At 61.0% G+C, this 26,730-nt stretch carries 25 protein-coding genes; 9 read left to right on the top strand and 16 right to left on the bottom strand.

Features of this window, described 5'->3' with window-relative positions:
- The first annotated feature begins 5 nt into the window (after positions 1 to 5).
- Both ACW9IN_RS19770 and ACW9IN_RS19765 read left to right on the top strand, forming a co-directional pair.
- The gene (locus ACW9IN_RS19770; RefSeq protein WP_457367450.1) at positions 6 to 527 is read left to right on the top strand and encodes a DUF3299 domain-containing protein; all 522 of its coding nucleotides are present in this window, start codon (positions 6 to 8) and stop codon (positions 525 to 527) included.
- A gap of 96 nt (positions 528 to 623) precedes the next feature.
- Positions 624 to 1,322 carry an OmpW/AlkL family protein gene (locus ACW9IN_RS19765; protein ID WP_457367449.1) on the top strand — a complete coding sequence of 233 codons (699 nt, stop codon included), beginning with the start codon at positions 624 to 626 and terminating at the stop codon, positions 1,320 to 1,322.
- Positions 1,323 to 1,468: 146 nt separating this feature from the next.
- On the opposite strand, the gene ACW9IN_RS19760 is transcribed toward ACW9IN_RS19765, so the two are convergent.
- From ACW9IN_RS19760 to ACW9IN_RS19740, 5 genes are read right to left on the bottom strand one after another with little or no spacing between them, the layout of a single operon-like run.
- On the bottom strand, positions 1,469 to 2,005 hold the full coding sequence (locus ACW9IN_RS19760; protein WP_457367448.1) for a cysteine hydrolase family protein: 537 nt from the start codon (positions 2,003 to 2,005) through the stop codon (positions 1,469 to 1,471).
- A complete protein-coding gene (locus ACW9IN_RS19755; protein ID WP_457367447.1) occupies positions 2,002 to 3,162 on the bottom strand; it encodes a M20/M25/M40 family metallo-hydrolase in 1,161 nt (386 codons plus the stop codon). Before ACW9IN_RS19755 ends, ACW9IN_RS19760 begins: the two co-directional genes overlap by 4 nt.
- Before the next feature lie 41 nt (positions 3,163 to 3,203).
- On the bottom strand, positions 3,204 to 3,830 hold the full coding sequence (locus tag ACW9IN_RS19750) for a GNAT family N-acetyltransferase (protein WP_457367446.1): 627 nt from the start codon (positions 3,828 to 3,830) through the stop codon (positions 3,204 to 3,206).
- Positions 3,831 to 3,840: 10 nt separating this feature from the next.
- Positions 3,841 to 5,037: a hypothetical protein gene (locus ACW9IN_RS19745; RefSeq protein ID WP_457367445.1), complete on the bottom strand. Its 1,197-nt coding sequence runs from the start codon at positions 5,035 to 5,037 to the stop codon at positions 3,841 to 3,843.
- On the bottom strand, positions 5,034 to 5,297 hold the full coding sequence (locus ACW9IN_RS19740; protein ID WP_457367444.1) for a hypothetical protein: 264 nt from the start codon (positions 5,295 to 5,297) through the stop codon (positions 5,034 to 5,036). Before ACW9IN_RS19740 ends, ACW9IN_RS19745 begins: the two co-directional genes overlap by 4 nt.
- Positions 5,298 to 5,712: 415 nt before the next feature.
- On the opposite strand from ACW9IN_RS19740, the gene ACW9IN_RS19735 reads away from it, so the two are divergent.
- Positions 5,713 to 6,684 (top strand): LysR substrate-binding domain-containing protein, encoded by a 972-nt coding sequence (locus tag ACW9IN_RS19735; protein ID WP_457367443.1) that lies wholly within the window; start codon positions 5,713 to 5,715, stop codon positions 6,682 to 6,684.
- A 2-nt stretch (positions 6,685 to 6,686) separates the two neighbouring features.
- Here the strand turns inward: ACW9IN_RS19735 and ACW9IN_RS19730 are convergent, their stop codons facing one another.
- The 3 genes from ACW9IN_RS19730 to ACW9IN_RS19720 all read right to left on the bottom strand — a co-directional run bounded on the left by ACW9IN_RS19730 (position 6,687) and on the right by ACW9IN_RS19720 (position 10,896).
- Positions 6,687 to 7,322, bottom strand: coding sequence for a DUF6671 family protein (locus ACW9IN_RS19730; protein ID WP_457367442.1), 636 nt, complete (start codon positions 7,320 to 7,322; stop codon positions 6,687 to 6,689).
- Positions 7,323 to 7,693: 371 nt separating this feature from the next.
- Positions 7,694 to 8,578, bottom strand: a complete 885-nt coding sequence (locus ACW9IN_RS19725) for a sugar nucleotide-binding protein (protein ID WP_457367441.1) — start codon at positions 8,576 to 8,578, stop codon at positions 7,694 to 7,696.
- A 212-nt stretch (positions 8,579 to 8,790) separates the two neighbouring features.
- Positions 8,791 to 10,896: a mechanosensitive ion channel family protein gene (locus ACW9IN_RS19720; RefSeq protein WP_457367440.1), complete on the bottom strand. Its 2,106-nt coding sequence runs from the start codon at positions 10,894 to 10,896 to the stop codon at positions 8,791 to 8,793.
- Between the two features lie 216 nt (positions 10,897 to 11,112).
- Here ACW9IN_RS19720 and ACW9IN_RS19715 point away from each other — a divergent pair, with 216 nt between their 5' ends.
- Genes ACW9IN_RS19715 through ACW9IN_RS19705 form a run of 3 tightly spaced genes read left to right on the top strand, consistent with a single transcriptional unit; the run spans position 11,113 to position 14,088 of the window.
- Entirely contained in the window at positions 11,113 to 11,892 is a 780-nt protein-coding gene (locus tag ACW9IN_RS19715) for an endonuclease/exonuclease/phosphatase family protein (protein WP_457367439.1), read from the top strand.
- Positions 11,889 to 13,151 (top strand): cardiolipin synthase ClsB, encoded by a 1,263-nt coding sequence (clsB, locus tag ACW9IN_RS19710; RefSeq protein WP_457367438.1) that lies wholly within the window; start codon positions 11,889 to 11,891, stop codon positions 13,149 to 13,151. Before ACW9IN_RS19715 ends, clsB begins: the two co-directional genes overlap by 4 nt.
- The gene (locus tag ACW9IN_RS19705; RefSeq protein WP_457367437.1) at positions 13,141 to 14,088 is read left to right on the top strand and encodes a lysylphosphatidylglycerol synthase domain-containing protein; all 948 of its coding nucleotides are present in this window, start codon (positions 13,141 to 13,143) and stop codon (positions 14,086 to 14,088) included. Before clsB ends, ACW9IN_RS19705 begins: the two co-directional genes overlap by 11 nt.
- A 51-nt stretch (positions 14,089 to 14,139) precedes the next feature.
- Here the strand turns inward: ACW9IN_RS19705 and ACW9IN_RS19700 are convergent, their stop codons facing one another.
- The 3 genes from ACW9IN_RS19700 to ACW9IN_RS19690 all read right to left on the bottom strand — a co-directional run bounded on the left by ACW9IN_RS19700 (position 14,140) and on the right by ACW9IN_RS19690 (position 17,125).
- Complete coding sequence (locus ACW9IN_RS19700; protein ID WP_457367436.1) at positions 14,140 to 14,895, bottom strand: alpha/beta hydrolase family protein; 756 nt, start codon at positions 14,893 to 14,895, stop codon at positions 14,140 to 14,142.
- Complete coding sequence (locus ACW9IN_RS19695) at positions 14,885 to 15,994, bottom strand: DUF3182 family protein (protein WP_457367435.1); 1,110 nt, start codon at positions 15,992 to 15,994, stop codon at positions 14,885 to 14,887. Before ACW9IN_RS19695 ends, ACW9IN_RS19700 begins: the two co-directional genes overlap by 11 nt.
- Positions 15,995 to 16,165: 171 nt before the next feature.
- Positions 16,166 to 17,125, bottom strand: coding sequence for a GlxA family transcriptional regulator (locus tag ACW9IN_RS19690; protein ID WP_457367434.1), 960 nt, complete (start codon positions 17,123 to 17,125; stop codon positions 16,166 to 16,168).
- A gap of 96 nt (positions 17,126 to 17,221) precedes the next feature.
- On the opposite strand from ACW9IN_RS19690, the gene ACW9IN_RS19685 reads away from it, so the two are divergent.
- Positions 17,222 to 17,785 (top strand): cysteine hydrolase family protein, encoded by a 564-nt coding sequence (locus ACW9IN_RS19685; RefSeq protein WP_457367433.1) that lies wholly within the window; start codon positions 17,222 to 17,224, stop codon positions 17,783 to 17,785.
- A gap of 21 nt (positions 17,786 to 17,806) precedes the next feature.
- Here the strand turns inward: ACW9IN_RS19685 and tam are convergent, their stop codons facing one another.
- Complete coding sequence (gene tam, locus ACW9IN_RS19680) at positions 17,807 to 18,568, bottom strand: trans-aconitate 2-methyltransferase (RefSeq protein ID WP_457367432.1); 762 nt, start codon at positions 18,566 to 18,568, stop codon at positions 17,807 to 17,809.
- Between the two features lie 100 nt (positions 18,569 to 18,668).
- Here tam and ACW9IN_RS19675 point away from each other — a divergent pair, with 100 nt between their 5' ends.
- Positions 18,669 to 19,574 carry a LysR family transcriptional regulator gene (locus tag ACW9IN_RS19675; protein ID WP_457367431.1) on the top strand — a complete coding sequence of 302 codons (906 nt, stop codon included), beginning with the start codon at positions 18,669 to 18,671 and terminating at the stop codon, positions 19,572 to 19,574.
- A 58-nt stretch (positions 19,575 to 19,632) separates the two neighbouring features.
- On the opposite strand, the gene ACW9IN_RS19670 is transcribed toward ACW9IN_RS19675, so the two are convergent.
- Together ACW9IN_RS19670 and ACW9IN_RS19665 are read right to left on the bottom strand one after the other, a co-directional pair.
- On the bottom strand, positions 19,633 to 20,136 hold the full coding sequence (locus ACW9IN_RS19670; RefSeq protein ID WP_457367430.1) for a single-stranded DNA-binding protein: 504 nt from the start codon (positions 20,134 to 20,136) through the stop codon (positions 19,633 to 19,635).
- A 9-nt stretch (positions 20,137 to 20,145) separates the two neighbouring features.
- Positions 20,146 to 21,540, bottom strand: coding sequence for an MFS transporter (locus ACW9IN_RS19665; RefSeq protein WP_457367429.1), 1,395 nt, complete (start codon positions 21,538 to 21,540; stop codon positions 20,146 to 20,148).
- A gap of 178 nt (positions 21,541 to 21,718) precedes the next feature.
- Here ACW9IN_RS19665 and uvrA point away from each other — a divergent pair, with 178 nt between their 5' ends.
- A complete protein-coding gene (gene uvrA / locus ACW9IN_RS19660; protein ID WP_457367428.1) occupies positions 21,719 to 24,553 on the top strand; it encodes an excinuclease ABC subunit UvrA in 2,835 nt (944 codons plus the stop codon).
- Between the two features lie 66 nt (positions 24,554 to 24,619).
- Here uvrA and bfr read toward each other — a convergent pair whose 3' ends face one another.
- Both bfr and ACW9IN_RS19650 read right to left on the bottom strand, forming a co-directional pair.
- Complete coding sequence (gene bfr, locus ACW9IN_RS19655; protein ID WP_457367427.1) at positions 24,620 to 25,084, bottom strand: bacterioferritin; 465 nt, start codon at positions 25,082 to 25,084, stop codon at positions 24,620 to 24,622.
- Between the two features lie 155 nt (positions 25,085 to 25,239).
- Positions 25,240 to 26,688: a catalase gene (locus ACW9IN_RS19650; RefSeq protein ID WP_457367426.1), complete on the bottom strand. Its 1,449-nt coding sequence runs from the start codon at positions 26,686 to 26,688 to the stop codon at positions 25,240 to 25,242.
- Between the last annotated feature and the right edge of the window lie 42 nt (positions 26,689 to 26,730).

The raw sequence follows: 26,730 nt of genomic DNA, 5'->3' as shown, positions 1-26,730 counted from the left end.
CTCCGATGCGCCGTGCCCTGTTTGCCCTGTTACTGCTGGCGGTCGTGCCCGCCTGGGCGGATGAACAGCCCAAGGATCTGTCCTGGCAGGAAATGATTCCGCCGGACGCGCCGCCGGAAATCCCCAACATGACCCCGCTGCACAACTTGTCGGGCATGGCCGATGCGTTGTCGGTGGAGTCGGCGCCCGCGGCCAAGCAGGACTTGCCCAACGCACCGGTGGTGCAAAGCCTCGACGGCCTGCACATCCGTTTGCCGGGCTATATCGTGCCGCTGGAAGTCAGCGAAGAAGGTCGCACCACCGAGTTCCTGTTGGTGCCGTATTTCGGCGCCTGCATCCATGTGCCACCACCGCCGTCGAACCAGATCGTGCATGTCAGAAGCGAAGTCGGGGTGAAACTCGATGAGCTGTATCAGCCGTACTGGATCGAGGGTTCGATGCAGGTCAAACCGTCCACCAGCGAACTGGCCGACGCCGGTTACCAGATGGATGCCGAGAAGATTTATATCTACGAATTGCCGGAATAGGGCCTGATCGACCTTTCATTGAGCTGAGTCAAAGGATCGCGCGGGACGATCTTTACCATGGGACGTACACCTTTTAAACGTCCTTTTGGAGCTCCCATGAACAAGTCTCTGCTCGGCGCGTCCCTCGTCGCGCTGGCCCTCGCCGCCCCTGTCGCCCATGCTCACGAAGCGGGCGACATTCTGATTCGCGCCGGCGCGATCACCGTGAACCCGAAGGCCGACAGCAGCAGCATCAAGGTCGATCAGGGCCCGTTGGCCGGTGCCAACCTGGGCGGCAAGGCGACCATGAGCAGCGACACCCAACTGGGCCTGAACTTCGCCTACATGCTCACCAACCACGTCGGTATCGAGCTGCTGGCGGCCACGCCGTTCGAGCATGACGTGAAGATCAAGGACACCGCTCTGGGCGCGGCCAACGGCAAGCTCGGCACCCTGAAACACCTGCCGCCGACCCTGAGCGTCGTCTACTACCCGCTGGACAACAAGTCGGCCTTCCAGCCTTACGTGGGTGCCGGTATCAACTACACCTGGATCTACGACGAGCATGTCGGCAGCCGTGCGCAAAGCGCCGGCTTCAGCAACTTCAAGGCCGAGAACTCGTGGGGCTGGTCCGCGCAGATCGGCGCCGACTATATGATCAACGACAAGTGGATGATCAACGCCCAGGCGCGCTATATCGACATCAGCACCAAGGCCACCGTGGACAACAACGCGCTGGGCCAGGGCACCCGTGCCAAGGTCAACGTGGATGTGGACCCGATGGTGTACATGGTCGGTATCGGCTACAAATTCTAAACATCCCTATATAGACCTTGATCGTTCCCACGCTCCGCGTGGGAACGCCGCCCTGGACGCTCCGCGTCCGCTTTTGAAATCGTGACGCGGAGCGTCACAGGATGCGTTTCCACGCAGAGTGAGGGAACGATCGGTACTCAAGATGCTTAAACAGCCTCTTCAAGCACCCGGGTTTCCTGGATGAGGTTCGTTACCCGCGAAAAGGTCTTGAGAATCGTCGTCGCATGGTGCTGCAACGAAGCTTCCGACAAGCCGTTGGACGCCAGCGCGGCAGTGGCATCTTCCAGCAGTGCAAAACGGTAGCCCCGGTGGTAACCCTCGATGATGGTCGACAGGCAGCACATGGTGGTGCCGTAGCCGATCACCAGAAACTCGTGGTCTGCGTGCTGCTGGACAAAATCGACAAAGGCCGGCGATGAGAACGCCGAATAGTTGCCCTTGGTCGCATGGGCTTCGGCGGCCTCGGGGGCGAAGCCGTCGATGAAGTCCGACGTGTCCGAGTCGCGGTTGAACAGATCACCGTCTTGCAAGTGCTGCACATGGATGATCGGCCAGCCCTCTTCACGCGCGTGCTGCAGCATCACATAGGCATTCTGCAGGGATGGGCCGATGGACTCGATATGAAACTTGCGGCCTGCGGCGATGTACTCACGCTGAATATCAATCACGACCAGTGCTTTCATGGGGTGCTCCTAACGGTTGGGTCAAGTTTTCTTATAAGTGCTGCTGCAAAGGCAAGCCGCTGGCCGTAGGACGAAACCAGCATGAACTCCTTTTCCGAGTGCATGCCGCCGCCATAGGGCCCCAGGCCCACCAGAATCTGGATGGTCGGGTTCGCAATGTTGTTGCCGTCGCTGCCATAGCCGACGGGGCGGGCCTTGAACGGCTGCCCCAGGGCCTCGGCGACCGCTTCGGCCTGGGTGACCACCGCCTGGGTATTGGTGGCCGCCAGCAAAGGCATCTCGGCCAGTTTGGTCAGCTCGGTGCGGGTACCCTGCTGCAGTTTTTCGTTGTAGACGTCACTGTGATGGCTGATCTGCTCCAGCGCCGTGAAGGTCCGCTCCCAATCCGCCAGCTTCTGGAAACGCACGTCGATCGTCACGCTGGCGTGGTCGCAGACCACGTTGGGTTTGGTGCCACCTTCGATGACGCCTGGGTTGATCAGCAGCCCCTCTTCGGGCCGGGCGAGCTCGGCGAGTTTTTTGACTTTGATGGCCAGGTCAAGGCAGGCATCGATGCCGTTTTCAGGTTCGAGCCCGGCATGGGAAGCCTTGCCCGACGTGGTCAGCTTCATCCAGCGAATGCCCGATTGGCTGCTCACGTAGGCGCCGTCCTCAAGGCCCGGTTCGAACACCAGGCCGTACGCCAGTCCTTGGGACAGTTGTTGCAGCACCGGCCTGGAAACGCTTGAGCCGATTTCCTCGTCGTCGTTGAGTGCCACGCGTACGTTGTCCAGGTGCCCGGTTTGCTTGAGTTGCGCCAGCACGTCGAGCATCAGCACCACGCCGCCTTTCATGTCGATCACACCGGGGCCGATCAGGCGCCCTTCCTCCCGGGACAGGCTTTGAAACGGGCTCGCAGGTGGAAACACCGTGTCCAGGTGGCCGATCAGCAACACGCTCGGCTTGGCATGGGCAGTCTCGAAGCTCAGCACGTCGCGACCGTCAGCCAACGGATGATGCGTGACGACCATGCCCAGGGCTTCGAAATACGGAATCAGGATTTTGCGGACCTGGCTCAGGCCCTGTGGGTTCCTGGAGTCCGTGTTGATGTTCACCACTTCCTGCAACAGTTGCAGAGACCTCGCCGGAATCGGTTCTGCGGCGTACCCCTGGGACATCCCCAACACAAGCGAACACAAAACTGCGCATACCCCGTGTTTCATGCGACGGCTCCCGTGCGAATCAACTGCGGTAGAACATTGCCGGGACGTTGCTCCAGCGGGCCGGCGGAATAAACGTTGTTCTCCGGGCGGTTGAGCAGCATGGGATGCACGCCGATGTGCGCCGAGGGTTGTGCCAGCGGGCTGTCTTCCTCCAGCAGCATTTCGGTGTAGCCGTGATCGGAAAAGGCGAACGCCGTGCCGGCCTTGCTGAACCCGTAGCCGGCATAAAACGACTCGAGCTGAACCTGGGCATGCAGGTAGAAACGCGAGAAGCCTTTCTGCCGACCGATGCTCAGCAAGAACTTCAACAACTGGTGGGCATAGCCACGACCCCGGTATTCGCTGCGGATGGCCAGGCGCTCCAGTTTGGCGAAGCCGTTGAAGTAGCGGATCCTGGCGGTCAGCACCGGCTCGTCGGCGATCAACCCCACCACCTGGGTGGCGGCGTGGTCATTGAGGTCGAATTCCTCGCTGAACGGGCACTGCTGCTCGTGCATGTACACAATGGCGCGTACCAGCATGGCCTTGATGCGCTCGTCTTCGCTTTCGACGATCTTGATGGTCAGCGGCGAGCGTGCGATGGCTTTGGAGTCGCTCTGTGAGCTGTGAATGGAAACGGACACGGCGAATTCCTCAGTGGCTCTTCAGGGAAGTGATATCGCGAAGCGACTCGATCATGTGCTGCACGGTCTGGGTGGTCTGGCCCTTGGCACCATTGCGGATGGCGGTCGCAGAGACCTTGTCCCGCCGCACCACCGGATAGGGATAGAGCCAACCCGACTCGTCGTAGATGCCGCGCACCCACATGCCCCCCAGGTCACTGCCATGGATGCCGTGGATCGGCTTGCCCTGGGCGAGCCCCTTGATGTGCTTGAGGACCGCGTAGAAACCGCCCTCGGCATAGGCGTTGGGCAACGACAGCACCTCGACCTTGCCCTGCAGGCCAGCCTCTTCGACCGCCACCCGCATCATGGCTTCACGGGTTTCGTACTCGTAGAAGCGCGAGCCGGTGGGGAAGTAGTTGAGGTGCACGTCGGCGCGTCGGGTTTTTTCATACACGCGCATGCCATGTTCGTAGTGACCGATCTGGATTTCACCGCGCTCCAGGGCCTGGGCATGCAACTTGGGAATGATGGTGCTGTGCAGGTAGACCTTTTCCAGGCCCCGAGACTCGATGGCGTCACGGATCAGCGCCAGGTGAGTGCGATGAATCGGGTTGAAGGTGCCGAAGAACACCCCGACTCCGCCACGCTTGGGCAACCTGCCACGCAGGTCCGACAGCAGGCCGACCGTAAACAATGCAATACCGAACGCCAGGCCGAAGACCGTGAAGGCCACTTTGAGCCACGGCAACCCCAGGGTCGCGAGCGACGTCACCACAATGTTGGTGGAAAGCGCGATCAGCACGTTGCGGTTCCTGTCGCCCAGTTCGCGGTTGGCCAGGGCCAGCGCCACGTATTGCATGCCTTGTGAGGCGCAGGTGGTCAACAGGGCAATGCCGGGCACGCCGCCCAGGTCAGACAGGTTGTCAGGCGGAAACACCCCGCCCTCGACCAGGGCGATGAACACTCCCACGTTAAACACCAGTTGGGGGATGAAGCGTCCGAGGCGCCCCAGGCTGACCAGCGCGGTGCGCAGGTTGATGACCTCTTCGAGCTTGTTGCTCAACTTCGAGTAATACGGAATGAACAACCCGACAAAGGTACACAGCGCAATCAGCACGCCATTGGCAAAGGCATCATGGGCCAGGCCGTAACTCCCATACATCAGGATGCCGATACTGATGCCCAGTTGTACCGAGGGGCTCGTCAAGTGGCTGGGTACTTTCATGCCTTGCACTCCTGCATCTGCCGCGAATAGGTTGACTCCGTCACCGACACAAAGGCATGGCTCATGGCCTTGATGGTCAACGCGCAGGGAATGCCCACGCTAGACACTTCTCCGGCGCTCAATACCAAGTTGTCCAGTTGGTCTTCGCGGGTGATTTGAAGTTGCCCAATGATGGTTTTAAGGGTGTAACCCGCAGGACAATTCAGACTTATAACTTCGCCCTGGCTCATCAAAAATCTGGAACTGCATTGAAAGTTCACATCGTCACTCCTGTGCGTAAACACGACGGGGAAACAATAGTGAGCGGCGAGCGCAGGCGGCTCAAACAATCTTTCGGCAGGTGTTGCATGCAGCCACGGAATACGTAGATAACCGACAGGAGGCTCAGAGTTCACAGCAATTCACATTACTTTTCACGCTGGAAGTTTTAGAGTAACGCGGTGAAAACTTTAGCTCCCGCGCCCTCTTGCTTTCTATGAAGTGAAACTTTCCAAGCCTATGATTTGTGGTAAAACGGCCGGCGTTGTCGCGACCGTAAAACGACTTAAAACACTATTATTGGATCCACTTTAGTTGCACTTCTGACCAGGCACGGTCTGTCGGCGGAACTTGCGCGCCGGCAGAAAACGCTATTGGACTCAACAACCAACTTGAGCTGTGAAGGGATGACGTCAGATGTCTAGACCGCTACCACCGTTGGACTTGTTGATTGGATTCGAGGCTGCCGCACGGCAACTGAGTTTTTCCAAGGCTGGCAATGAGGTTTTCGTGACTCAGTCGGCCATCAGCCGACAGGTCAAGAAACTCGAAGAGTTTGTCGGCAGCGCGCTGTTCGAGCGCAGGCACCGTTCGCTGGAACTGACGGACACGGGCCGTGAGCTGTTCGAGGTGGTCAGTGACACCCTTGCGCGCCTGTCCAAGACCGTGGACAACCTGCGCCGGGAACCCGCTCACCTGAGCCTCAAGATCTCCACCACCACCTCGTTCGCCTCCTTGTGGCTGGTGCCGCGCCTGGCACGCTTTCGGGACCTGCACCCGGAAATCGCCATTCACCTGGAGGCCGATAACCGGGTGGTGGACCTCAAGCAAGGCCTCGTCGACCTCGCCATTCGTTACTGCACCCCCGATCAGGTCAACCCGCAAACCGATGTCTGCCTGTCGAGCGAAGAGATATTTCCGGTGTGCAGCCCCCAGTTGCTGCGTCGCAGCGGTCGGGCGATCCGTTGCATCGAAGACTTGCAGCACCACACCCTGCTGCACTTGAGCGACCCGCAGAACGCCTGGCCCTGGTTGCAGTGGCCCCACTGGCTGGCGGCCTCCAAACCCGCCGTGCCGGTGGGCGACGTCGGGCTGCGCTTCAGCCACTTCGACCAGATGATTCACGCCGCCAGCATGGGACACGGCGTGGCGTTGGGCAGCTCGCCTCTGGTCAATCATTTGCTGGACGAAGGCTCGCTGGTCGCCCCGCTGGGAACACGCCTGAAAAGCCCGCGCGCGTTCTATATCTGCCAGGCCTCGCGCGACAACGAAGCCGTGGACTTGCTGGTGCAGTGGATGCTCAGCTCGGTTGCCGAGCGCCCAACGCGGCCGAGCGCCCTACCCTGTCAGCTGGTGACGAATCTGCACACTTTTGCACCCGCGGTGTAAGGCTAGGCCACCGCGAACCGATATCCCTCTTTCGCCAGGCGCGCGCTCAGGCGCTCGCCGACCTGGGCGATGGAGGTCATGCGCGACGGGTTCATGTGGGCGCGCAGGTCGGTCTCCAGGTGAACCCAGCCATCGGCGGTGTGCCGGGCGCAGGTTTCGAAGGCTTCGGCCAAGGCTTGCTCGTCACCGATGCCCTTGAATACCCACTCCGGCATGACCACGCTCTCACCCGGATCGTTGGGCACCACCAGCACCTTGGTCTGCGGCCAGCCGATCAATGACAACAGGCGGCGGACCTCAGGCGCTGCAACGTCTGGCGGTACGCGGCCCTTGTCAAAACGAGTGGGTGTATCGGTCACGTATTCCACGCATTCAAAGCCGCTTTCACGGTCGACAAAGGCCAGCAGTTCCGCATTCCGGGCACCCGGGAACAAGGTTTGCGAAGGCCGGTAGGTGCCTTCGCTGGAGACTGCCCGAGCGACACCGGTGGCGTCGCAGGCACGACGGGCTTTTTCAAGGGCGGCATCAAAGGCGGTACCGGGCCGGCGAATATCACCGGAAAAAGTACCGAGGGCATCGGTGTCATAACCGATGGGCAGCAATACTTGAAAACCCAGGGCGGCTAATACCGGACCCAACACCACTTCTTTACCGTGCATAGTGGCAATTAAAATCTCGGGGCCCGTTTCACCGCCGGCAACTCGCTGAGTCAATACAGCAGGTGAGGGTGTTGTGCGTACAGCAGTCGATGATGACAGATGAGTATTTGTAAGTGCCATTGCAGTGTCCGCCAATAAACAGGTTTATGTAGGCCGAAAATCTATTGAGCGCAGACGTTAAGTGCAAATGACATTTAAGAGGCGTTGGCATGTCGTGGTGGAATACCAGCGAAGTACTTGTCGGTAAAAGGACCGTTAGTGGCTCATGGCAGGAATAGGCAAGTACTCGATATTAATTAAAATGTTGTGCCAGGCATAAAAAAGGCGCCTGTTGCAGGCGCCCTGTTTATTCAACCGTGTCGATAGAACCGGTCGAGCAACGCCGGCAAACCGGCCCGCCAGGCCCGCGGCTTGATGCCGAAGGTATGCAGGATTTTCTTGCAGGCGAGCACCGCATGCTGCGGCTCATCACTGGCATCCGGGCGGGCCGCATGGGCCTGGGCGGTAGGCGACTCGATGGCGAGCGGGTGGTAACTGCGGGCTTCGCTGAGGATCGCCTGGCCCAGCGCCAGCGGCGTGGTCGCTTCATGGCCGGCGTAGTGATAGGTGCCCCACAACGGCGCGGCGCAGTCGAGTTGCTTGAGCACCGAAATGATCACCCGCGCGGCGTCGTCCACCGGCGTCGGATTGCCGCGTCGATCATCGGCCATCAGCAATTCGTCGGGACGTTCGGCCCGGGCCAGGAAACGCCCGAGGGTGCCGTCGACGCTGTCATCCAGCAACCAGCCAAACCGCAGCAGCACGTGTTGCGGGCACGTGGCACGTACGCTCTGTTCGATGCGCCACAACGCCTGGCCACGCAGGCCCAGGGGCACAGGCTCGTCCTTTTCGCTGTAGGCGGTGGCGCGGGCGCCATCGAACACACGGTAGCTGGACGGTTGCAGCAGGATGATGTTGTGGTGCTGGCACAGTTCGGCCAGACGCTCGATGGCGAACTCTTGCCCGGCCAAGCGGGTTTCGTTGACCGCCTCTGCCTGGAACCAGTCGAAATAGTAGGCGAGGTTGATCAACGCATCGGGACGGGTGTCGTCGAGCAATTGGGTGAGGCTTGCGGCATCCCAGCCGTCTTGGGGCGGTTTGGGGGCGAGGAAACCGATGTCTTCCTCTGCACCGAGGCGAATCAGCGCCTGCCCGAGGGCATTCCCGCCGCCCAGTAACATAAGGCGCATTCGCATAGATTGAGCAGGCCCGGTCTGTTTGGAACGATGGCTATTGTCGGCAGGCGTAGGTGCACTGCCGTGGTATTTGCCAGAATCGTTGCATTTTGCGGGTTTGTCGCGCAACCGTCACGGATAAAGTGTGTGGTTGCAACTTGTTGTAGCCGGCGCAATGACAGAGGTGATAGTGAGGGCTTGCTCGCGAAGGCGTCGGCCTGGCCACCCAGGCGTCATTGAGTACGCGGCTGCTCGGTCAGTACCACCGGCGCCGGCACCTCTTCATCCGGCTCATCCACGTGCTGCGCACGCTTTGGCAGCAAAACCTGCTGTGGATAAGTTTGCGCGAAGTGCACCTCGGCACAGTTATCCACAAGCTTTTTCAGGCGCTGGTTGAACGCCCGGCTCACCGCGTATTGCCCGCCCGACACCGTGCGGAACTGCGCCGTCAGCACTACGCCGTTGAGGTCCATCTTATCGACGCCAAACACTTCCAGCGGGCCTTGCAGGTTGTACTTGAGAAACACGTCGTCGCGGATCGACTGGCCAGCCTCGCGAATCAGCTCCACCGCCTTGTCCACGTCGGTGTCGTAGGTGAACTGCACCGAAAAGAATGCGTAGGCGAATTGACGTGACTGGTTGGTGACGGCCTTGATCTGGCCGAACGGCACCGAATGCACGAACCCTTTGCCATCGCGCAGGCGCAGAGTACGAATGGTCAGGCCTTCGACGGTACCCGCATGGCCGGAATCAAGCACCACCCAGTCGCCGATGGACAGGGTGTCTTCGATGATGATGAACAAGCCCGTGATCACATCCTGCACCAACTGTTGCGAGCCGAAACCGATGGCCAGTCCCACCACCCCGGCACCCGCCAGCAGCGGCGCGACGTTGATGCCCAGGTTGGCCATGGTGGTGATCGCGCAGATCACCACCAGGATGATTTTCACCGCGTTGCGCAGCAGCGGCAGGATGGTTTTCACCCGCGTGCTGGGCTGGCGGCTGGAGCGTTTGTTCACCGGCGGCTTGAGCGCTTCCTGGATCGCAGTGTCGAGCACCACCCAGAACAGCCAGGTCATCAGCAGGATCAGGCCGATGCTGCTGAGGGAGTCGCTGATCGCCCGCCCGACCGAATTGCGCTGGGCAAATTCGAACAGGGAAACACCCCAGATGCGCCCGAGGATTTCGATGAACGCGATGGCCATGGCAATGCGCAGGATCGCGTGCAACAAACTGAGAAAACGTTCCTTGTAAGCGCTGCTGCGCTGGATCGCCACCTGGCTGCGGGACTTGAACAGGTGTTGCAGCACGGTGCTGAGGAACACCGTGCCGATCAGCAGGATGGTGGTGAACAGCGCACAACGCAGCGCCTTCTGGTTATCGTCGCCGGCGCCGATCAGGTTGATCGCCGAGACCAGCACCATCAACAGAATCGGCCAGTACCAGAGCCCGGAAAACACCCGCAAAGATTGCTGCAACGCCGGGTGCTTGAGGCGCTGGGTCAGTGGCCGGTTGCGAATCAGATGGGCGACAGGCCGACGCAGGCGCACCACCAGCACGCCAAAGATCACCGCCGCAAACAGGCCGGTGAACACTGCGATGCTGCTGGTGATATTGCCGCCCAACTGGCGGGCGATCTGCGGACTGGTCAAGGCGTCGCTGAGGGCCGCGAGAAAGCCGATGAGGAACAGCGGTTTGGGGCAGTAACCGCGAATAATCTGTACGGCGGGACGCTTGTGTCCGACGTTGAACATCACGATCACGCACAGCAGCATCGAGGTGGAGAAGATGCCGCTGCTGGTGGCATAGGCAAAACACAGCGCCAGCGCCCGCCCTACCGATGTCTGGAGAAAGTGGCTGACATACAGGGTCAAGGGCAGGCAGATCAGCGCAGGAATCGTATAGGGGACTACGTACCCAAGCACCGCTTGCAGACGTTCGCGCTGCCCGACAAACGCGCGCCGGCTCAAACGCTGCACGATAAAGCGTGCGAACAGCGTCAGTACGCCGAACGCGCCGATCCACACCCCGGACAGCAACAGGAAATCCCCGGCCACGCTCCAGGGCGAACGCTCGGCGGTCTGGTCGACCAGGCGCCCCACTTCATCGGCGGCGCGGTCGGCACGCAGGCGCCAGGCATCCACGAGGTTCTGGTTGAGGTCGAGCTTGTCCTGCACATCATCGATGCTGGAACTGATGGCCCCGAGCAGTCCGCCCTCCACCAGCAATTCCGGCTTGGCCGGCGCCTCGGAGGGTGGCGCTACGGCCGCCGCGTGAAGGGCGCCGCTGCCGCAGAACAACAGCACACCGAGCAGTAATGCAGCCTTTGAATTCAGCAAAACACGGGCTCCTGACAGAAAGGTCTGTAAGGAACTGACGGGCTTTCACTCCGATCGTTCCCACGCTCTGCGTAAGGAATGCCGCTCTGGACGCTCCGCGTCCGCCGTTGGTGGGTGAGTGGCAGTGTGCCGCCTGTAGGCCCGTAGAAACTTTCAACCAAAAATTGCAGTCAGCCATAAACGCGGGCCAATCCCCCGATCTTTCCAGGAGCAACCATGGCTGCAATTCCCGACTGGGTACCGATGACCCCCAGCGCCGCCATCACGCGCTTCAAGGTGCTGACGGTCAATATCCACAAGGGCTTCACCGCCCTGAATCGACGCTTCATCCTGCCCGAGCTACGCGAAGCGGTGAGCAGTGTGGGCGCGGACATGGTGTTCCTGCAGGAAATCCACGGTACCCACGAGCGCCACCCCCAGCGCTACAGCGATTGGCCGAACATGCCGCAGTACGAGTTCCTTGCCGACAGCATCTGGCCGCAGTTCGCCTACGGGCGCAACGCGGTCTACCCCCATGGCGATCACGGCAATGCGCTGCTGTCGAAATTCCAGATCGTGCGTTACGACAACCTCGATATTTCCCAGAGCGGCCATGAAAGCCGCGGGCTGCTGCACTGCGTGTTGCGCCTGCCCGGCAGCGGGCAAGAGGTGCATGCGATCTGCATCCACCTTGGCCTGCGCGAGGTGCATCGCCAGCAGCAATTGCGCCTGCTGGAGCGGCGAATTGGCGAGATTCCGGCGGACGCCCCCCTGGTGGTCGCCGGCGATTTCAACGACTGGCGCCAGCGTGCCGACCTGACCCGGAGCGGCCTCGAGGAAGTGTTCATCCAGACCCAGGGCAAACCGGCGCGCACCTTTCCCGCGCGCTTGCCACTGCTGGCGCTGGACCGCATTTATGTGCGCAACCTTAAAGTGCACAACCCTCGGGTGCTGACCACGCGGCCCTGGTCCCACCTGTCCGATCATGTGCCGCTGTCGGTGGAGGTGGAGCTATGAACGTCGCGGTCGAACATATTTCCACCGATCAGCCGCCGGACGCCGCCAAGGCTCGCGACCTCGATTATGGTTGGCAGAGCGGCAACCAGATCGAGCTGCTGGAAAACGGCGAGGCTTACTTTCCCAGGGTGTTCGATGCCCTGCGCGCGGCGCAACGGGAGATTCTGCTGGAGACCTTTATCCTCTTCGAAGACAAGGTCGGCCATGAACTGCAAGGCATTCTGATCGAAGCGGCGCAGCGCGGTGTGAAGGTGCTGCTCAATCTGGATGGTTTCGGGTGCGGCGAACTGAGCCCGACGTTTCTGGGGGAACTGGTGGAGGCTGGCGTGACGGTGCAGATGTTCGACCCTGCCGCCAAGACCCTGGGCTTTCGCACCAACTGGTTTCGCCGCCTGCACCGCAAGATCGTGGTGGTGGACGCCAGCGTGGGGTTTATCGGCGGGATCAACTTTTCGGCTGACCATCTGGGGGATTTCGGCCCCGAAGCCAAACAGGATTACGCCGTCCAGGTGACAGGCCCGGCGGTGGCCGACCTGCATCATTTCACCCTCGCCCAGAGTGGCCGCCAGGTGCGCACGCGACGCGGTTGGCGGCGGCGCGAGCAACGCCCGGCGCCGTGGCCCACCGAACGGGGCGACGGTCTGGTGCGGCTGATTTACCGCGACAACGTCCAGCACCGTGACGACATCGAAGAAGCGTATATCCAGGCTTTGAGCAAGGCCCGCACACGGGTGGTGATCGCCAACGCCTACTTCTTCCCGGGCTACCGTCTGCTGCGGGAAATCCGCAACGCCGCGCGCCGTGGCGTGCACGTGCAGTTGATCATGCAAGGCCAGCCCGATGTGCTTATGGCCAAGTTGGCCGCACGCATGCTCTATGACTACCTGCTCAAGGATGGCGTGGTGATTCATGAGTATTGCCAGCGCCCGCTGCACGGCAAGGTTGCGTTGGTGGATGACGACTGGAGCACCGTGGGCTCGAGCAACCTGGACCCTCTGAGCCTGTCGTTGAACCTGGAAGCCAACGTGCTGGTGCGCGACCGCGCGTTCAACCAACAGCTCTACGAACGCCTGGAAACCCTCGCCCATCAGCACTGCCAGACGATGCCGGAGAACCGCAAGCCGCGCCTGTGGTTGTGGCGATTGACCGTGGGTTTCCTGGTGTTTCATGTGATGCGCCATTTCCCGGCGTTGACGGGTTGGCTGCCAGCACACAAGCCCCGTTTGAAACCTATTGAGAGCCCGGCCAATGACCTCTGAATCCAGGTTCAAGCGCTGGAAGAAACCGCTGACCATCGCCTTCTTCCTGCTGCTGATCGTACTGTTCACCCTGCTCGCCCGCCGTATCGATTGGAGCGAAGTGGTGCAGACCCTCGGCGACTTCAAGGTGCGCACGCTGGTGATCGCGGGCGCACTGACGCTGTGCAGTTTTCTGGTGTACGCCAGCTTCGACTTGATCGGCCGCACCTATATCCGCCAGAACCTGATATGGAAGCAGATTTTGCCGGTGGGCATCATCAGCTATGCCTTCAACCTCAACCTGAGCGCCTGGGTCGGCGGCATCGCCATGCGTTACCGGCTGTACTCGCGGCTCGGGGTGAGCACCAGCAATATCGCCAAGATCCTCGGCCTGAGCCTGGCCACCAACTGGTTTGGCTACATGGCCATCGCCGGGGTGGTGTTCAGCAGTGGGCTGGTCAGCATGCCGCCGGGGTGGAAAGTCAGCAGCACGGCATTGCAATGTATCGGCGTGGTGTTGGTACTGGTCAGCCTGGGTTATCTGGTGGCCTGCCAGTTCTCGAAGAAGCGCGCGTGGACGATTCGCGGCATGGAAATCAACCTGCCATCACCGCGCATGGCCTGCGTGCAGCTGATGCTCGGCGCGCTGAACTGGTCGCTGATGGCGGCGGTGATCTTTACCCTGCTACCGGCCAAGCTGGATTATCCGCTGGTGCTGGGGGTGTTGCTGATCAGCGCGATCGCCGGCGTGCTCACCCATATTCCGGCGGGGCTGGGTGTGCTGGAAGCCGTGTTCATTGCCCTGTTGCAGCATGAAGCGTCGAGGGGCAGTTTGCTGGCCGGGTTGATCGCGTACCGGGCGATCTACTTTATTCTGCCCCTGCTGATCGCGCTGGCGATGTACCTCGGCGTAGAGGCCAAGGCGAAGGCGTTGCGCGTGAAGAAGTCGCCGGCCTGAACCGATATCGCGGGCAAGCCCGCTCCCACAGTTGAGATGAAAAGCACCCAGTCACCGGGACTGGATGATGCTCAACCGCTCGCCCACCACCATCTCGGTAATCCAGTCCACCAGGATCGAGGTGTAGGCCTGTTGAGACACCGGGTCACTCAACGAATGGTCCGCCCCGTCGATGATGCGATGCGTCAGGGAATGGGTCTGCTGACACGCCGCGCGGTAACTCATGATGGTGGCGTGGGGCACGTGGTCATCGGTTTCCGACTCGACGATCAGCACATCCCCGGTAAATTGCGCGCAGGCATGCAGGGCGCGATTGGTTTCGGCGTGGACCTGGGTACTGCGGTAATCCAGCAAGTCGGCCTTGTCCAGGTCCCGCTTGGGCTTGAGCCACTCCTGGTCGCGGTACAACGCCGGGACCCGCAGCGCCAGCCAGCGTACCTGACGCAATGAAGTCAGAATTGCCGCGAGATAGCCGCCATAACTGGTCCCCACCACCGCCACAGCCGAGGTGTCGATGGCCGGGTGCGAGAGCAGGCGATCATAGGCCGCCAACAGGTCGCGCAGGTTGTCTTCACGGGTCACCCGGGACAGTGGAATGCCGCTGCCGGTATGGCCGCGCAGGTCGAACGTCAGGCACACGCAGCCCAGGCCCGCGATGCCTTTGGCACGTTCAAGGTCGCGCTCCTGGCTACCGCCCCAGCCGTGCACAAACAACACGCCTGGCACTTTGGACTTGGGGCTCAGAAAGGTGCCGCTCATCTGTTCGTCGTCGATGTCGATCGTGATGCTTTCGCTTCTAGCCGTCATAAGGTTCAACCGTCACGTACTTGAGAAGAAAGTCGCTGTTTTGCGCCGGCCCTCGGTACACCTCGACGGCATCCGCCGGCAATGCCTGGTCCACATAGGTCTCCACCGAAGACACGCGGATGGCGCGCAGGTCCGGATCGTCGACAAAGCTCTGCAACGCCGCGACTTCCGCGCTGCTGGCCCCGCCCATGCGCCAGGATTGTTCGAGCACGCCGCTGCGTCGCTGACCTGCGTTGTCCAGGCCTTGAGCGATGTCGTAGTTGCGTCGGGAGGCGTAGAAGCCAGGGTAGGCTTCATCGGCAGCGGTATCGAAGTCTTGGGCCTGTTCGATGGCCTGGCGAACGTCATCCGCCAGGTCGAGCTCGAGCAAGTCCTCGTAATAGCCCGGGACCACCAACAGAGTGGAACCGCCGTAAACGTCTTCACCCTGCCCGTCCTGCGTGAGGTATTGCTCACCGCAGTAGCTGATCACGTGATCGCCGATAAAACTCTGGCCGACACTGTGGGTGATCACATTGTGCAGGTCCTGCTCCAATACCACGCCTTGTGCAAATGAGTGCGCCATGTCGGGACGCGCCAGCAGCGCGTCGAACGCATCGAGGCTGTGGATAACTTCCTGGCCGCGCCCGGCACAGGCATGCACCGGTTTCACCCGCAATGGACCACTGTGCAACAGGCGCGTGGCCGCTGGCCGGGCATCTTCCAGGGCAAACACGCTGAAGCCATCCAGTACGACGTTTCGTACACGCTCGCAAAACAAGGACGACCAGCCTTCGGGCGCTTTCGCGGTTGGGCCCAGCAGCCCATGGCTGATGGCTTTGGTGCCGATGAAGTCGTGTTCGACATAACCGCCCCACAGGTCTTCAGGGCCCTTGATGTTCAGCGCGTGGGCCTGGGCGGCACCGACCAGGGTTTGCGTCGGTACCAGGTACAGCTCACGGCCTGAATGCAGCGCCGGATCGTAGCTGCCGCCAAAGCGCAGCCCGAGAATTTGCGCCAGCCAACGTGCCAGGGCACGGTTGGTTTCGACTTCATGCAGGGGCGCACCCTCTCGGGTGGAGTGCGCAACGACGAGTTTGTTGCGTTGAGTCGGGGTCATGCGTCCCCCTTGGCCAGCCGGCCTTGTGTGTAGCAGGACGGTTGCAGGGATCAGGCCAGGCCAGGTTTGCTGCGTGGGGCTGTGAAATCAGACAGTTGCGAACCAAGCGATGGCAGTTGGCCTGTTTGATTCTGCACGACACCGCTTGAACACGGTGGCGTTCTGCACGATTCACACCCCGAAACGGCTGCGGTAATCGCTGGGGGTCATGCCGGTGATTTTCTTGAAGAGGGCGCGAAACGTGCTGGGGTCCTGGTAACCCACGGTCCAGGCGATGTGATCGAGGGTGTCGTTGGTGAATTCGAGCATCTGCCGGGCCTTGCCCACGCGCAGGTGCTGGCAGTATTCGGTGGGTTTAAGGCCGGTGGCATTGCGAAAGCGCCGCAGGAAGGTGCGCTCTTCCAACCCCGCTTCCTGCGCCATTGCCGCGATGGAGACATCCACCGCGCCACGGGCCTGCAACCCGTGCTGGACCTTGAGGATTGCAGCGTCGCCATGGCCGAGAATCGGCGCGAAATTGCTGCCGCACTGGCTCATGCTGGCGCTGTGTTCGATCACCAGAAAGCGCGCCGTTTCGGCCGCGATGCTCGGCCCCATCAGACGATCCACCAGGCGCAGGCCCAGCTCTGACCAGGCCATCAGGCCGGCGGTGGTGATCAGGTCGCCGTCATCGACGATGGGTTTATCCGCCTCCAGGCGCACCTGCGGATAACGAGCAGCAAAGGACTGTGCCGACGACCAATGGGTGGTGGCGCTGCGCCCGTCGAGCAAGCCGCTGCGCGCCAGCATGATCGAGCCGATGCACACGCCGCCCAACACCGTGCCCGCCGCATGTTGCTGACGCAGCCACGCCAACAGCGCGGGCGGTGCCTGGTCGTCGGTGAACTCGCCAATGGCCGGGGGCACCAACACGGCCATCATCGGTTGGTCGGGCCCGGGATGGCTGTCGAAGGTTCGCGCCGGCGTGCCTTGGTCATCCACCAACCAATGGCTGACCCGCAGCAAGGGCCGCTGTGCGCTCGGATGCTCGGCGGCAATGCGGTTGGCCACGCCGAATAAATCGGTCAGGCCATGCACAGCGGCCAGTTGCGCGCCCCGGTAGATCAGCACGCCCACTTCAACAACGAGCATTGTCAGTTTTCCCCCTGTTATTGTCGGTGCAGCCAATTCTCGCTACTGGCGCCAGCTAAGATACTGAGCCCATCAACCCATCACGAGGCAACACACATGGCCAAGCAAGCGCTCATCCTAATCGATATCCAGAACGACTACTTCCCCCAGGGCAAGTGGCCGCTCGCCGGCGTGGAAGCCGCTGCGGACAAGGCCGCCCAGGTGCTGAAGGCGTTTCGTCAGGCCGGCAACGCGGTGATTCACGTGCGTCATGAGTCGACGTCGCAAGACGCGCCCTTCTTCGTTCCGGGCTCGGAAGGCGCGCACTTGCATCCCAAAGTGCTGAACGAAGGCAATGAGCCAGTGGTGGTGAAACACTTCATCAATGCGTTCCGTGACACGAACCTGCGCACCCTGCTGGAACAGCGCAGCATTACCGAGGTGGTAGTGGTCGGCAGCATGAGCCACATGTGCATCGACGGCGTGGCGCGGGCGGCGGCGGACCTGGGCTACAAAGTGACGGTGATTCACGACGCCTGTGCCACGCGGGCCCTGGAGTTCAACGGGCAAGTGATCCCGGCTGAGCAGGTGCACGGGGCTTATATGACGTCGCTGGCGTTCGGCTATGCGAGCGTGGTGTCAGCGGATGAGTACCTGAAGGTGCAAGCGGCGGCGGCCTGACCGCCCCTTGCGTGCGCGACCTCAGCGGGTCGCGATGATGAACAGGCGCGGGAAGGGCAGCAGCACGGTGCCATCAGCCAGGGCCGGATAGGCCTGGGTGATCCGCGCCTTGTAGTCCTGCAGGAAGGCGGCTTTTTCAGCGTCGGTCAACGGTGCCAAAAATGGCCGCAGGGCCGATGCCTTGAACCACTCCACCACCGCTGCGTGATCCGCCAGCGGGTGCAGGTAGGTGGTGCGCCATACATCGACGGTGCTGCAATGCGGGCTCAGCAGCTCGTAGTAGTAGCTCGCGGAGTGGCGCTCATTGTGTTTGACCGCCCCGATCCTCGCAGCCCATGGGCCGTCGGCGGCGACTTCGCGCGCCAGCCGGTGCGCGGGCTCGTCGAGGTTGTCCGGGGTCTGCACCGCCAGCGTGCCGCCAAGCGCCAACTGGTTGACCAGGTGCGGGTAGAGTGTGGCGTGATTCGGCAGCCATTGCAGCGAAGCGTTGGCCAGGATCACATCGAAGGATTGCGCCGGGTGCCAGTCGCCGATGTCCGCCAACTCGAAGCTCAGCGCCGGCAGGCGCTTGCGCGCGTCGGACAGCATGTCATCGGAGCTGTCCATGCCGGTGACCTGCGCCTGGGGGAAACGCTCGGCCAGGACTTCGGTGGAGTTGCCGGGGCCGCAGCCCAGGTCGACCGCTGTGCGCACATCACTGTCAGGAATGGCCGCGACCAAGTCACGGACGGGACGGGTGCGCTGTTGTTCAAACAGCGTGTATTGCTTGGCGGACCAGGTCATCACGGCTTCCTTCTTGTTGAGGTGATCTACAGCCTAAATCTTGTGAGCCATGAGAACAAATGCCAGGATTGGAGCCCTCCCATACCTGAAAAGTATTCCCATGTTGGAACTTCGCCAGCTCAGAGCCTTTGTCGCCATTGCCGAAGAAGGCTATATCACCCGCGCCGCCGAGCGCCTGGGGATGCAACAACCGCCGCTGACCCGACTGCTGCAAAGCCTTGAAGCCGAACTGGGCGTGGCGTTGATGGAGCGTCTGCCCCGTGGCGTGCGGCCAACCCCGGCCGGGCTGGCCTTGCTGGAGGAGGCGCGGGATATCCTGGCGCGCACCGAAGGGGTTGTCGACGTGGTGCAACGCGCTGCCCGCGGGGAACACGGACGACTGGCCATCGGCTTTACCAGCTCGGCGGCACTGCACCCTTTTGTGCCCAGCGTATTGAGGCGGTTTCGCGAAACCTTTGTCGGCGTCTCGGTGGTGCTGGAAGAGGCCGGCACCGGCGAACTGCTGGACGCGCTGGTGCACGAGAAACTGGACGCGGCGTTTATCCGCTCGCCGCTCAGCGGCACGCAGTCGTTGCAGGACGAACCTATCCTGGTGGAGCCCATGCTGCTGGCGCTGCCCACCGACCATCCCCTGGCCACCACGTCAGGCCCTCCCCTGCCCTTGGCCGCATTGGCGAACGAATCCTTCGTACTCTACCGACGCCGCGTCGGGCTGGGGTTGTATGACGCGATCCTGGTGGCGTGCCGTGAAGCCGGGTTCAGCCCTCAAGTGGTGCAGGAAGCACCGCGCATGACCGCAACGCTAAGCCTGGTGGCGGCGGGGCTTGGCGTGTCCATCGTACCGGCGTCGATGCAACGGCTGCGCGGGGACGGCATTGTGTACCGGGAACTGACCGAATGCCGGAGCCTGGTGGCGCCGCTGCACCTGGCAACGCGGGTTGGGGAAGGTTCGGCGGTATTGCGCCGGTTCAAGGAGATGGTGGTGAGGGCGGCGACGGATGCCTGATCCCGGACAATAAAAAACCCCCGAGGCCTGGGCCTGCGGGGGTTCTGGGGCGTGGGCCTTAGAACGGAATATCGTCATCAAAGCTGTCAAAGTCAGCTGCCGGCTGCGGTGCCGGCTGCTGAGGGGCCGGACGCGATTGTTGCTGCGGTGCCGGGCGCGACTGCTGTGGACGTGGTGCCGAGTTGGACATGCCGCCCTGGCCTTGCTGGTCGCCCTGTGGACGGCCACCCAGCAACTGCATGGTGCCTTGCATGTCGACGATGATTTCGGTGGTGTAGCGCTTGATACCGTCTTTTTCCCACTCGCGGGTTTGCAGCTTGCCTTCGATGTAGACCTGCGAGCCTTTGCGCAGGTACTCACCGGCGATCTCGGCGACTTTGCCGAACATCGACACGCGGTGCCACTCGGTTTTCTCGACCTTCTGACCGGTCTGCTTGTCGGTCCACTGCTCGCTGGTTGCCAGACTCAGGTTGGTCACGGCGTTACCGTTCGGCAGGTAGCGAACCTCGGGATCCTGGCCGCACGTACCGACCAAAATGACTTTGTTAACCCCACGGGCCATAACGTTCTCCTAGGCTGGGCGCGCGTCCGGCACTGGGTTGACCAGTTGCTCGAGGGTCGCGCGGTCCAATAATTCGGTGTCCAATTTGATGTAGATGGCCGCTTCTTCCGCAACCACTACGGCGTCTGTTACCCCAACAACGGCCTTCAGGCGCTCGACCAAGCCAGCTTCGCGGATCGCTTCGGGCGATAACGGCAAGCGCAGGCTCGTCACATAGGGAGGTTCGCGCATGGTAACAGCAAAGGCCAACCAAAGTGCAGCCAGCCCGGCGCATCCCAGGAACACAACCGACAAACCGCCATGCTGGAACATCCAGCCGCCCATGATGCCGCCCAGTGCAGAACCGAGGAACTGGCTGGTGGAATACACCCCCATCGCCGTGCCCTTGCCACCGGCAGGTGAAACCTTGCTGATCAGCGACGGCAACGATGCTTCCAGCAGGTTGAAGGCGGTGAAGAACACCACCGTCCCCACCACCAGCGCGCGCAGGCTGTCGCCGAACTGCCAGAAGAATAGCTCAGTGAGCATCAATGTCCCGACGGCGCCCAGGAGAACTCGTTTCATTTTGCGTTTCTTCTCGCCATAGATGATGAACGGGATCATGGCGAAGAACGAAATCAGCAGTGCAGTCAGGTAGACCCACCAGTGCTGCTCCTTGGGCAGCCCGGCTTTTTCGACCAAGGCCAGGGGCAGCGCAACGAAGCTGCACATGAGCATGGCGTGCAATACGAAGATACCCAAATCCAGGCGTAGCAGGTCCGGATGCTTGAGTGTCGGCAACAAGGCCTTGCGTGCCACACCCGATTCGCGGTGCTGCAAGGTACCCGTGGAGCGCGGCACCATGAAGGCCACGATGACGATGCCGAACAGCGCCATGCCGCCGGTGGCGAGGAACAGCCCGTGCAGGCCGAAGGCACGGGTGAGCAGCGGCCCGACCACCATGGCCACGGCGAACGACAGGCCGATGGTCATACCGATCATGGCCATGGCTTTGGTGCGATGTTGTTCGCGGGTCAGGTCGGAGAGCAAAGCCATGACGGCGGCGGAAATCGCCCCGGCACCCTGCAGGATACGTCCGGCGATCACGCCCCAGATCGAGTCGGCCTGTGCGGCCAGCACACTGCCCAGGGCAAAGACGATCAAGCCCAGATAAATGACGGGGCGACGGCCAATGCGGTCGGAAATGATCCCGAAGGGAATCTGGAAAATCGCCTGGGTCAGGCCATAGGCGCCAATGGCCAGGCCGATCAGTGCGGGGGTCGCTCCTGCGAGATCCATTCCATAGGTGGCCAGTACCGGCAACACCATAAACATGCCAAGCATACGGAATGCGAACACCAGTGCCAGACCGCTTGCCGCGCGGGTCTCGCCGCCACTCATGCGTTCGCTGTGGGGATCGTGCATGGAAAAACCTCGTGTGAACCGGCGGCGATTCTATCAGTCCCACCGATAGAGAGGGTATATGCGGCGCTTTGCCGCGCAGGTTTCATGCAAGGCGCCGAGCGGCATTCGGGCAGTGTATATTCATCCAGTCTTTCGACGTATACTCCGGCATCATTTTCGCCCGCCGTGCGAGGCCATCTTGGACAAGATCCTGATTCGTGGGGCTAGAACCCACAACCTGAAGAACATCGACCTGACCCTGCCCCGGGACAAACTGATCGTCATCACCGGCTTGTCCGGGTCGGGCAAATCGTCCCTGGCGTTCGACACGCTGTATGCCGAAGGTCAGCGCCGCTACGTGGAATCCCTGTCGGCGTACGCCCGGCAGTTTCTGTCGATGATGGAAAAGCCTGACGTCGACACCATCGAAGGCCTGTCGCCGGCGATCTCCATCGAGCAGAAGTCGACCTCCCACAACCCCCGCTCCACCGTGGGCACCATCACCGAAATCTACGACTACCTGCGCCTACTGTACGCCCGTGTCGGCACGCCGCGCTGCCCGGACCACGATATTCCGCTGGAGGCCCAGACCGTCAGCCAGATGGTCGACCTGGTACTGGCCCAGCCCGAAGGCGCCAAGCTGATGCTGCTGGCTCCGGTGATTCGCGAGCGCAAGGGCGAACACCTGTCGGTCTTTGAAGAACTGCGCGCGCAAGGCTTCGTCCGTGCACGCATCAACGGCAAGCTGTACGAACTGGACGAAGCGCCCAAGCTCGATAAACAGAAGAAGCACTCGATCGATGTAGTGGTCGACCGTTTCAAGGTGCGTGCAGACCTGCAACAGCGCCTGGCGGAATCGTTCGAGACGGCCCTGAAGCTGGCGGACGGCATCGCGCTGGTCGCTCCGATGGACGACGAGCCCGGCGAAGAAATCATCTTCTCGGCGCGCTTTGCCTGCCCGGTGTGCGGGCACGCCATCAGCGAGCTGGAACCCAAGCTGTTTTCCTTCAATAACCCGGCGGGGGCCTGCCCGACCTGCGATGGCCTCGGGGTGAAACAGTTCTTCGATATCAAGCGCCTGGTCAACGGTGACCTGACGCTGGCAGAAGGCGCGATACGCGGCTGGGACCGACGTAACGTCTACTACTTCCAAATGCTGGGTTCACTGGCATCGCATTACAAGTTCAGCCTCGAGGTGCCGTTCAACGAACTGCCGGCGGAACAGCAGAAAGTGATTCTGCACGGTAGCGGCTCGCAGAATGTCGACTTCAAGTACCTCAATGACCGGGGTGACATCGTCAAGCGCTCCCACCCGTTCGAAGGCATCGTACCGAACCTGGAGCGTCGCTACCGCGAGACCGAATCGGCCAGTGTGCGTGAAGAACTCGCCAAGTTCCTCAGCACACAGCCGTGCCCGGATTGCCGTGGAACCCGCCTGCGTCGCGAAGCGCGCCATGTCTGGGTGGGCGAGAAGACGTTGCCGGCGGTAACCAGCCTGCCGATTGGCGATGCCAGCGATTATTTCGGCGGTCTGAAGCTGACGGGACGTCGTGGGGAAATTGCCGACAAAATCCTCAAGGAAATTCGCGAGCGCCTGCAGTTTCTGGTCAATGTGGGCCTGGATTATCTCTCGCTCGACCGCAGCGCCGACACACTCTCGGGTGGCGAGGCACAACGTATTCGCTTGGCCAGTCAGATTGGTGCCGGCCTGGTGGGCGTGCTGTACATCCTTGATGAACCGTCCATCGGCTTGCATCAACGCGATAACGATCGACTGCTGGAAACCCTGAAACACCTGCGTGATATCGGTAATACGGTGATCGTGGTCGAGCACGACGAAGATGCGATTCGCTTGGCCGATTATGTCGTCGACATTGGCCCGGGCGCAGGCGTACACGGTGGCGCCATCGTGGCCGAAGGCACGCCGGCCGAGGTCATGGCCCATCCCGACTCATTGACCGGCAAGTATCTGTCCGGTCGCGTCAAGATCCAGGTGCCGGCCAAGCGCACACCACGCAACAAGAAGCTGGCGATTCACCTCAAGGGCGCACGCGGCAACAACTTGCGCAATGTCGACCTCGAAATCCCGATTGGCTTGCTGACATGCGTGACCGGTGTGTCGGGCTCGGGCAAATCGACGCTGATCAACAACACACTGTTCCCCCTCAGCGCGACGGCCCTGAACGGCGCAACCACCCTGGAAGCGGCCGCGCACGACAGCATCAAGGGGCTGGAACATCTGGACAAGGTGGTCGATATCGACCAAAGCCCGATCGGACGTACACCCCGCTCCAATCCGGCGACCTACACGGGGCTGTTCACGCCGATCCGTGAACTGTTTGCCGGTGTCCCGGAGTCACGCTCCCGTGGCTACGGGCCGGGCAGGTTCTCGTTCAACGTCAAGGGCGGGCGCTGTGAAGCTTGCCAGGGCGACGGCTTGATCAAGGTGGAAATGCACTTCCTGCCGGACATCTATGTGCCGTGCGACGTATGCAAGAGCAAGCGTTACAACCGCGAAACCCTGGAGATCAAGTACAAGGGCAAGAGCATCCACGAAACGCTGGAGATGACCATCGAGGAAGCGCGAGAGTTCTTCGATGCCGTCCCGGCTCTGGCGCGCAAACTCCAGACATTGATGGATGTGGGCCTGTCGTACATCAAGCTGGGGCAATCGGCGACCACACTGTCTGGTGGCGAGGCGCAACGGGTGAAGCTGTCCCGTGAGCTGTCCAAGCGCGATACCGGCAAGACCCTGTACATCCTCGATGAGCCGACTACAGGCCTGCACTTTGCAGACATCCAACAGTTGCTGGACGTGCTGCATCGCCTGAGGGACCACGGCAACACTGTGGTGGTGATCGAACACAACCTCGATGTGATCAAGACGGCTGACTGGCTGGTGGATCTCGGACCGGAAGGCGGCTCCAAGGGCGGCCAGATCATTGCGACGGGCACGCCGGAGCAGGTCAGCGAAATGCAGCAGTCTCACACAGGGTACTACTTGAAACCCTTGCTGGAACGCGACCGGGCCTGATGGTGTTGGTCCAATAAGAAAGCCCCTGTCACTTTTCGGTGACAGGGGCTTTTTTGTAGGTGGGAATCAGAACTGCGATTGCAGGTAATTCTCCAGACCAATCAGTTTGATCAAACCCAACTGTTTTTCCAGCCAGTAGGTGTGATCTTCTTCGGTGTCGTTCAACTGCACACGCAGGATTTCGCGAGTGACAAAGTCATTGTGCTGCTCGCAAAGCTCGATGCCCTTGCAGAGTGCAGCACGTACCTTGTATTCGAGACGAAGATCCGCCGCCAGCATATCAGGCACAGTGGTGCCCACATCCAAGTCGTCGGGACGCATGCGCGGCGTACCTTCAAGCATCAGGATACGACGCATCAGCGCGTCGGCGTGCTGTGCCTCTTCTTCCATTTCGTGGTTGATACGCTCATAGAGCTCGGTAAAGCCCCAATCTTCGTACATGCGCGAATGGATGAAATATTGGTCACGTGCTGCCAGTTCGCCCGTCAGCAACGTGTTGAGGTAATCGATTACGTCGGGGTGACCTTGCATCGCCCTACATCTCCCTGCTTGAAAGTCTGTAGTTTGAACCATGATGACTTGAAGGTCACGGGACCAACGGCAGAAAAGTGAAGTATTTCAGAGAAAAGTGGGTGAAATAACGCAAAAACCGCCCAATTGAGGGCGGTTCTGCTTCTCGTTTAGAGTCAGTTAATCGATACGCCCAACGCTTTTGCGATTCCTTCTCCATAAGCACGATCGGCCTTGAGGAAGTGCTGCAACTGACGCTGGACCACATCGCTGGAAACACCACCCATCGCACCGGCGATGTTGTTGATCAGCAGTGCCTTCTGGTCATCGTTCATCAGGCGGAACAACGCTCCGGCGTGGCTGTAGTAGTCAGTGTCCTCACGATGATCGTAACGATCTGCCGCGCCGCTAAGGGCCAACGCAGGCTCAGCGTATTGCGGTGCTTGCTTCGATGCATCGGCGTAGCTGTTTGGCTCGTAGTTAGGCGCTGCACCACCGTTACTGCCGAAGGCCATCGAACCATCGCGCTGATAGCTATTCACCGGGCTGCGTGGAGCGTTCACCGGCAGTTGCTGGTGGTTGGTGCCGACACGGTAGCGGTGAGCATCCGCATAGGCGAACACACGACCTTGCAGCATACGGTCCGGGGACAAGCCAACGCCCGGCACCATATTGCTTGGACCAAATGCCGCCTGCTCAACTTCAGCGAAGTAATTCAGCGGGTTGCGGTTCAACTCGAGCTCACCGACTTCGATCAACGGAAACTCTTTCTGCGACCAAGTCTTGGTCACGTCGAACGGGTTCTCATGGTGTGCGTTAGCTTGGGCCTCGGTCATGATCTGGATGCATACGCGCCATTTCGGGAAATCACCACGCTCAATGGCACCAAACAGGTCGCGTTGGGCATAGTCAGGATCTGTACCGGCCAGGCGTGCTGCGTCGGCAGGCGTCAGGTTCTTGATGCCTTGCTTGGTCTTGTAGTGCCACTTCACCCAGTGACGTTCGCCCTTGGCGTTGATCAGGCTGTAGGTATGGCTGCCAAAGCCGTGCATGTGGCGATAGCCATCAGGAATGCCGCGATCCGAAAACAGGATGGTGACTTGGTGCAACGCCTCAGGGGAGTGCGACCAGAAATCCCACATCATCTGCGCGCTTTTCAGGTTGCTTTGCGGCAAGCGCTTTTGGGTGTGGATGAAGTCTGGGAATTTCAGAGGGTCGCGAATAAAGAATACAGGCGTGTTGTTGCCTACGATGTCCCAGTTACCTTCCTCGGTGTAGAACTTCAGTGCGAAGCCACGTGGATCGCGCTCGGTGTCAGCCGAGCCACGCTCGCCGCCCACGGTCGAAAACCGCAGGAATGTCGGCGTCTGCTTACCTACAGAGGAGAACAGTTTGGCGCTGGTGTACTGGGTGATGTCTTTGGTCACCGTGAACGTGCCATAAGCGCCCGAGCCCTTGGCGTGTACGCGGCGTTCTGGAATGTTTTCACGGTTGAAGTGAGCAAGCTTCTCGATCAGGTGAAAGTCGTCGAGGAGCAGCGGGCCACGCGGGCCAGCGGAACGGGAATTCTGGTTGTCAGCGACCGGAGCGCCGCTGGCGGTAGTAAGGGTTTTGTTCTGGCTCATGCTGAATCTTCCTCAGGTCGGTCTTGGAACTGCCGGCTAATC

The organism is Pseudomonas sp. SDO5271_S396, from assembly GCF_054071795.1.
Note: the sequence above shows the minus strand (reverse complement) of the source record. Positions and strands in the feature narration are given on the sequence as shown.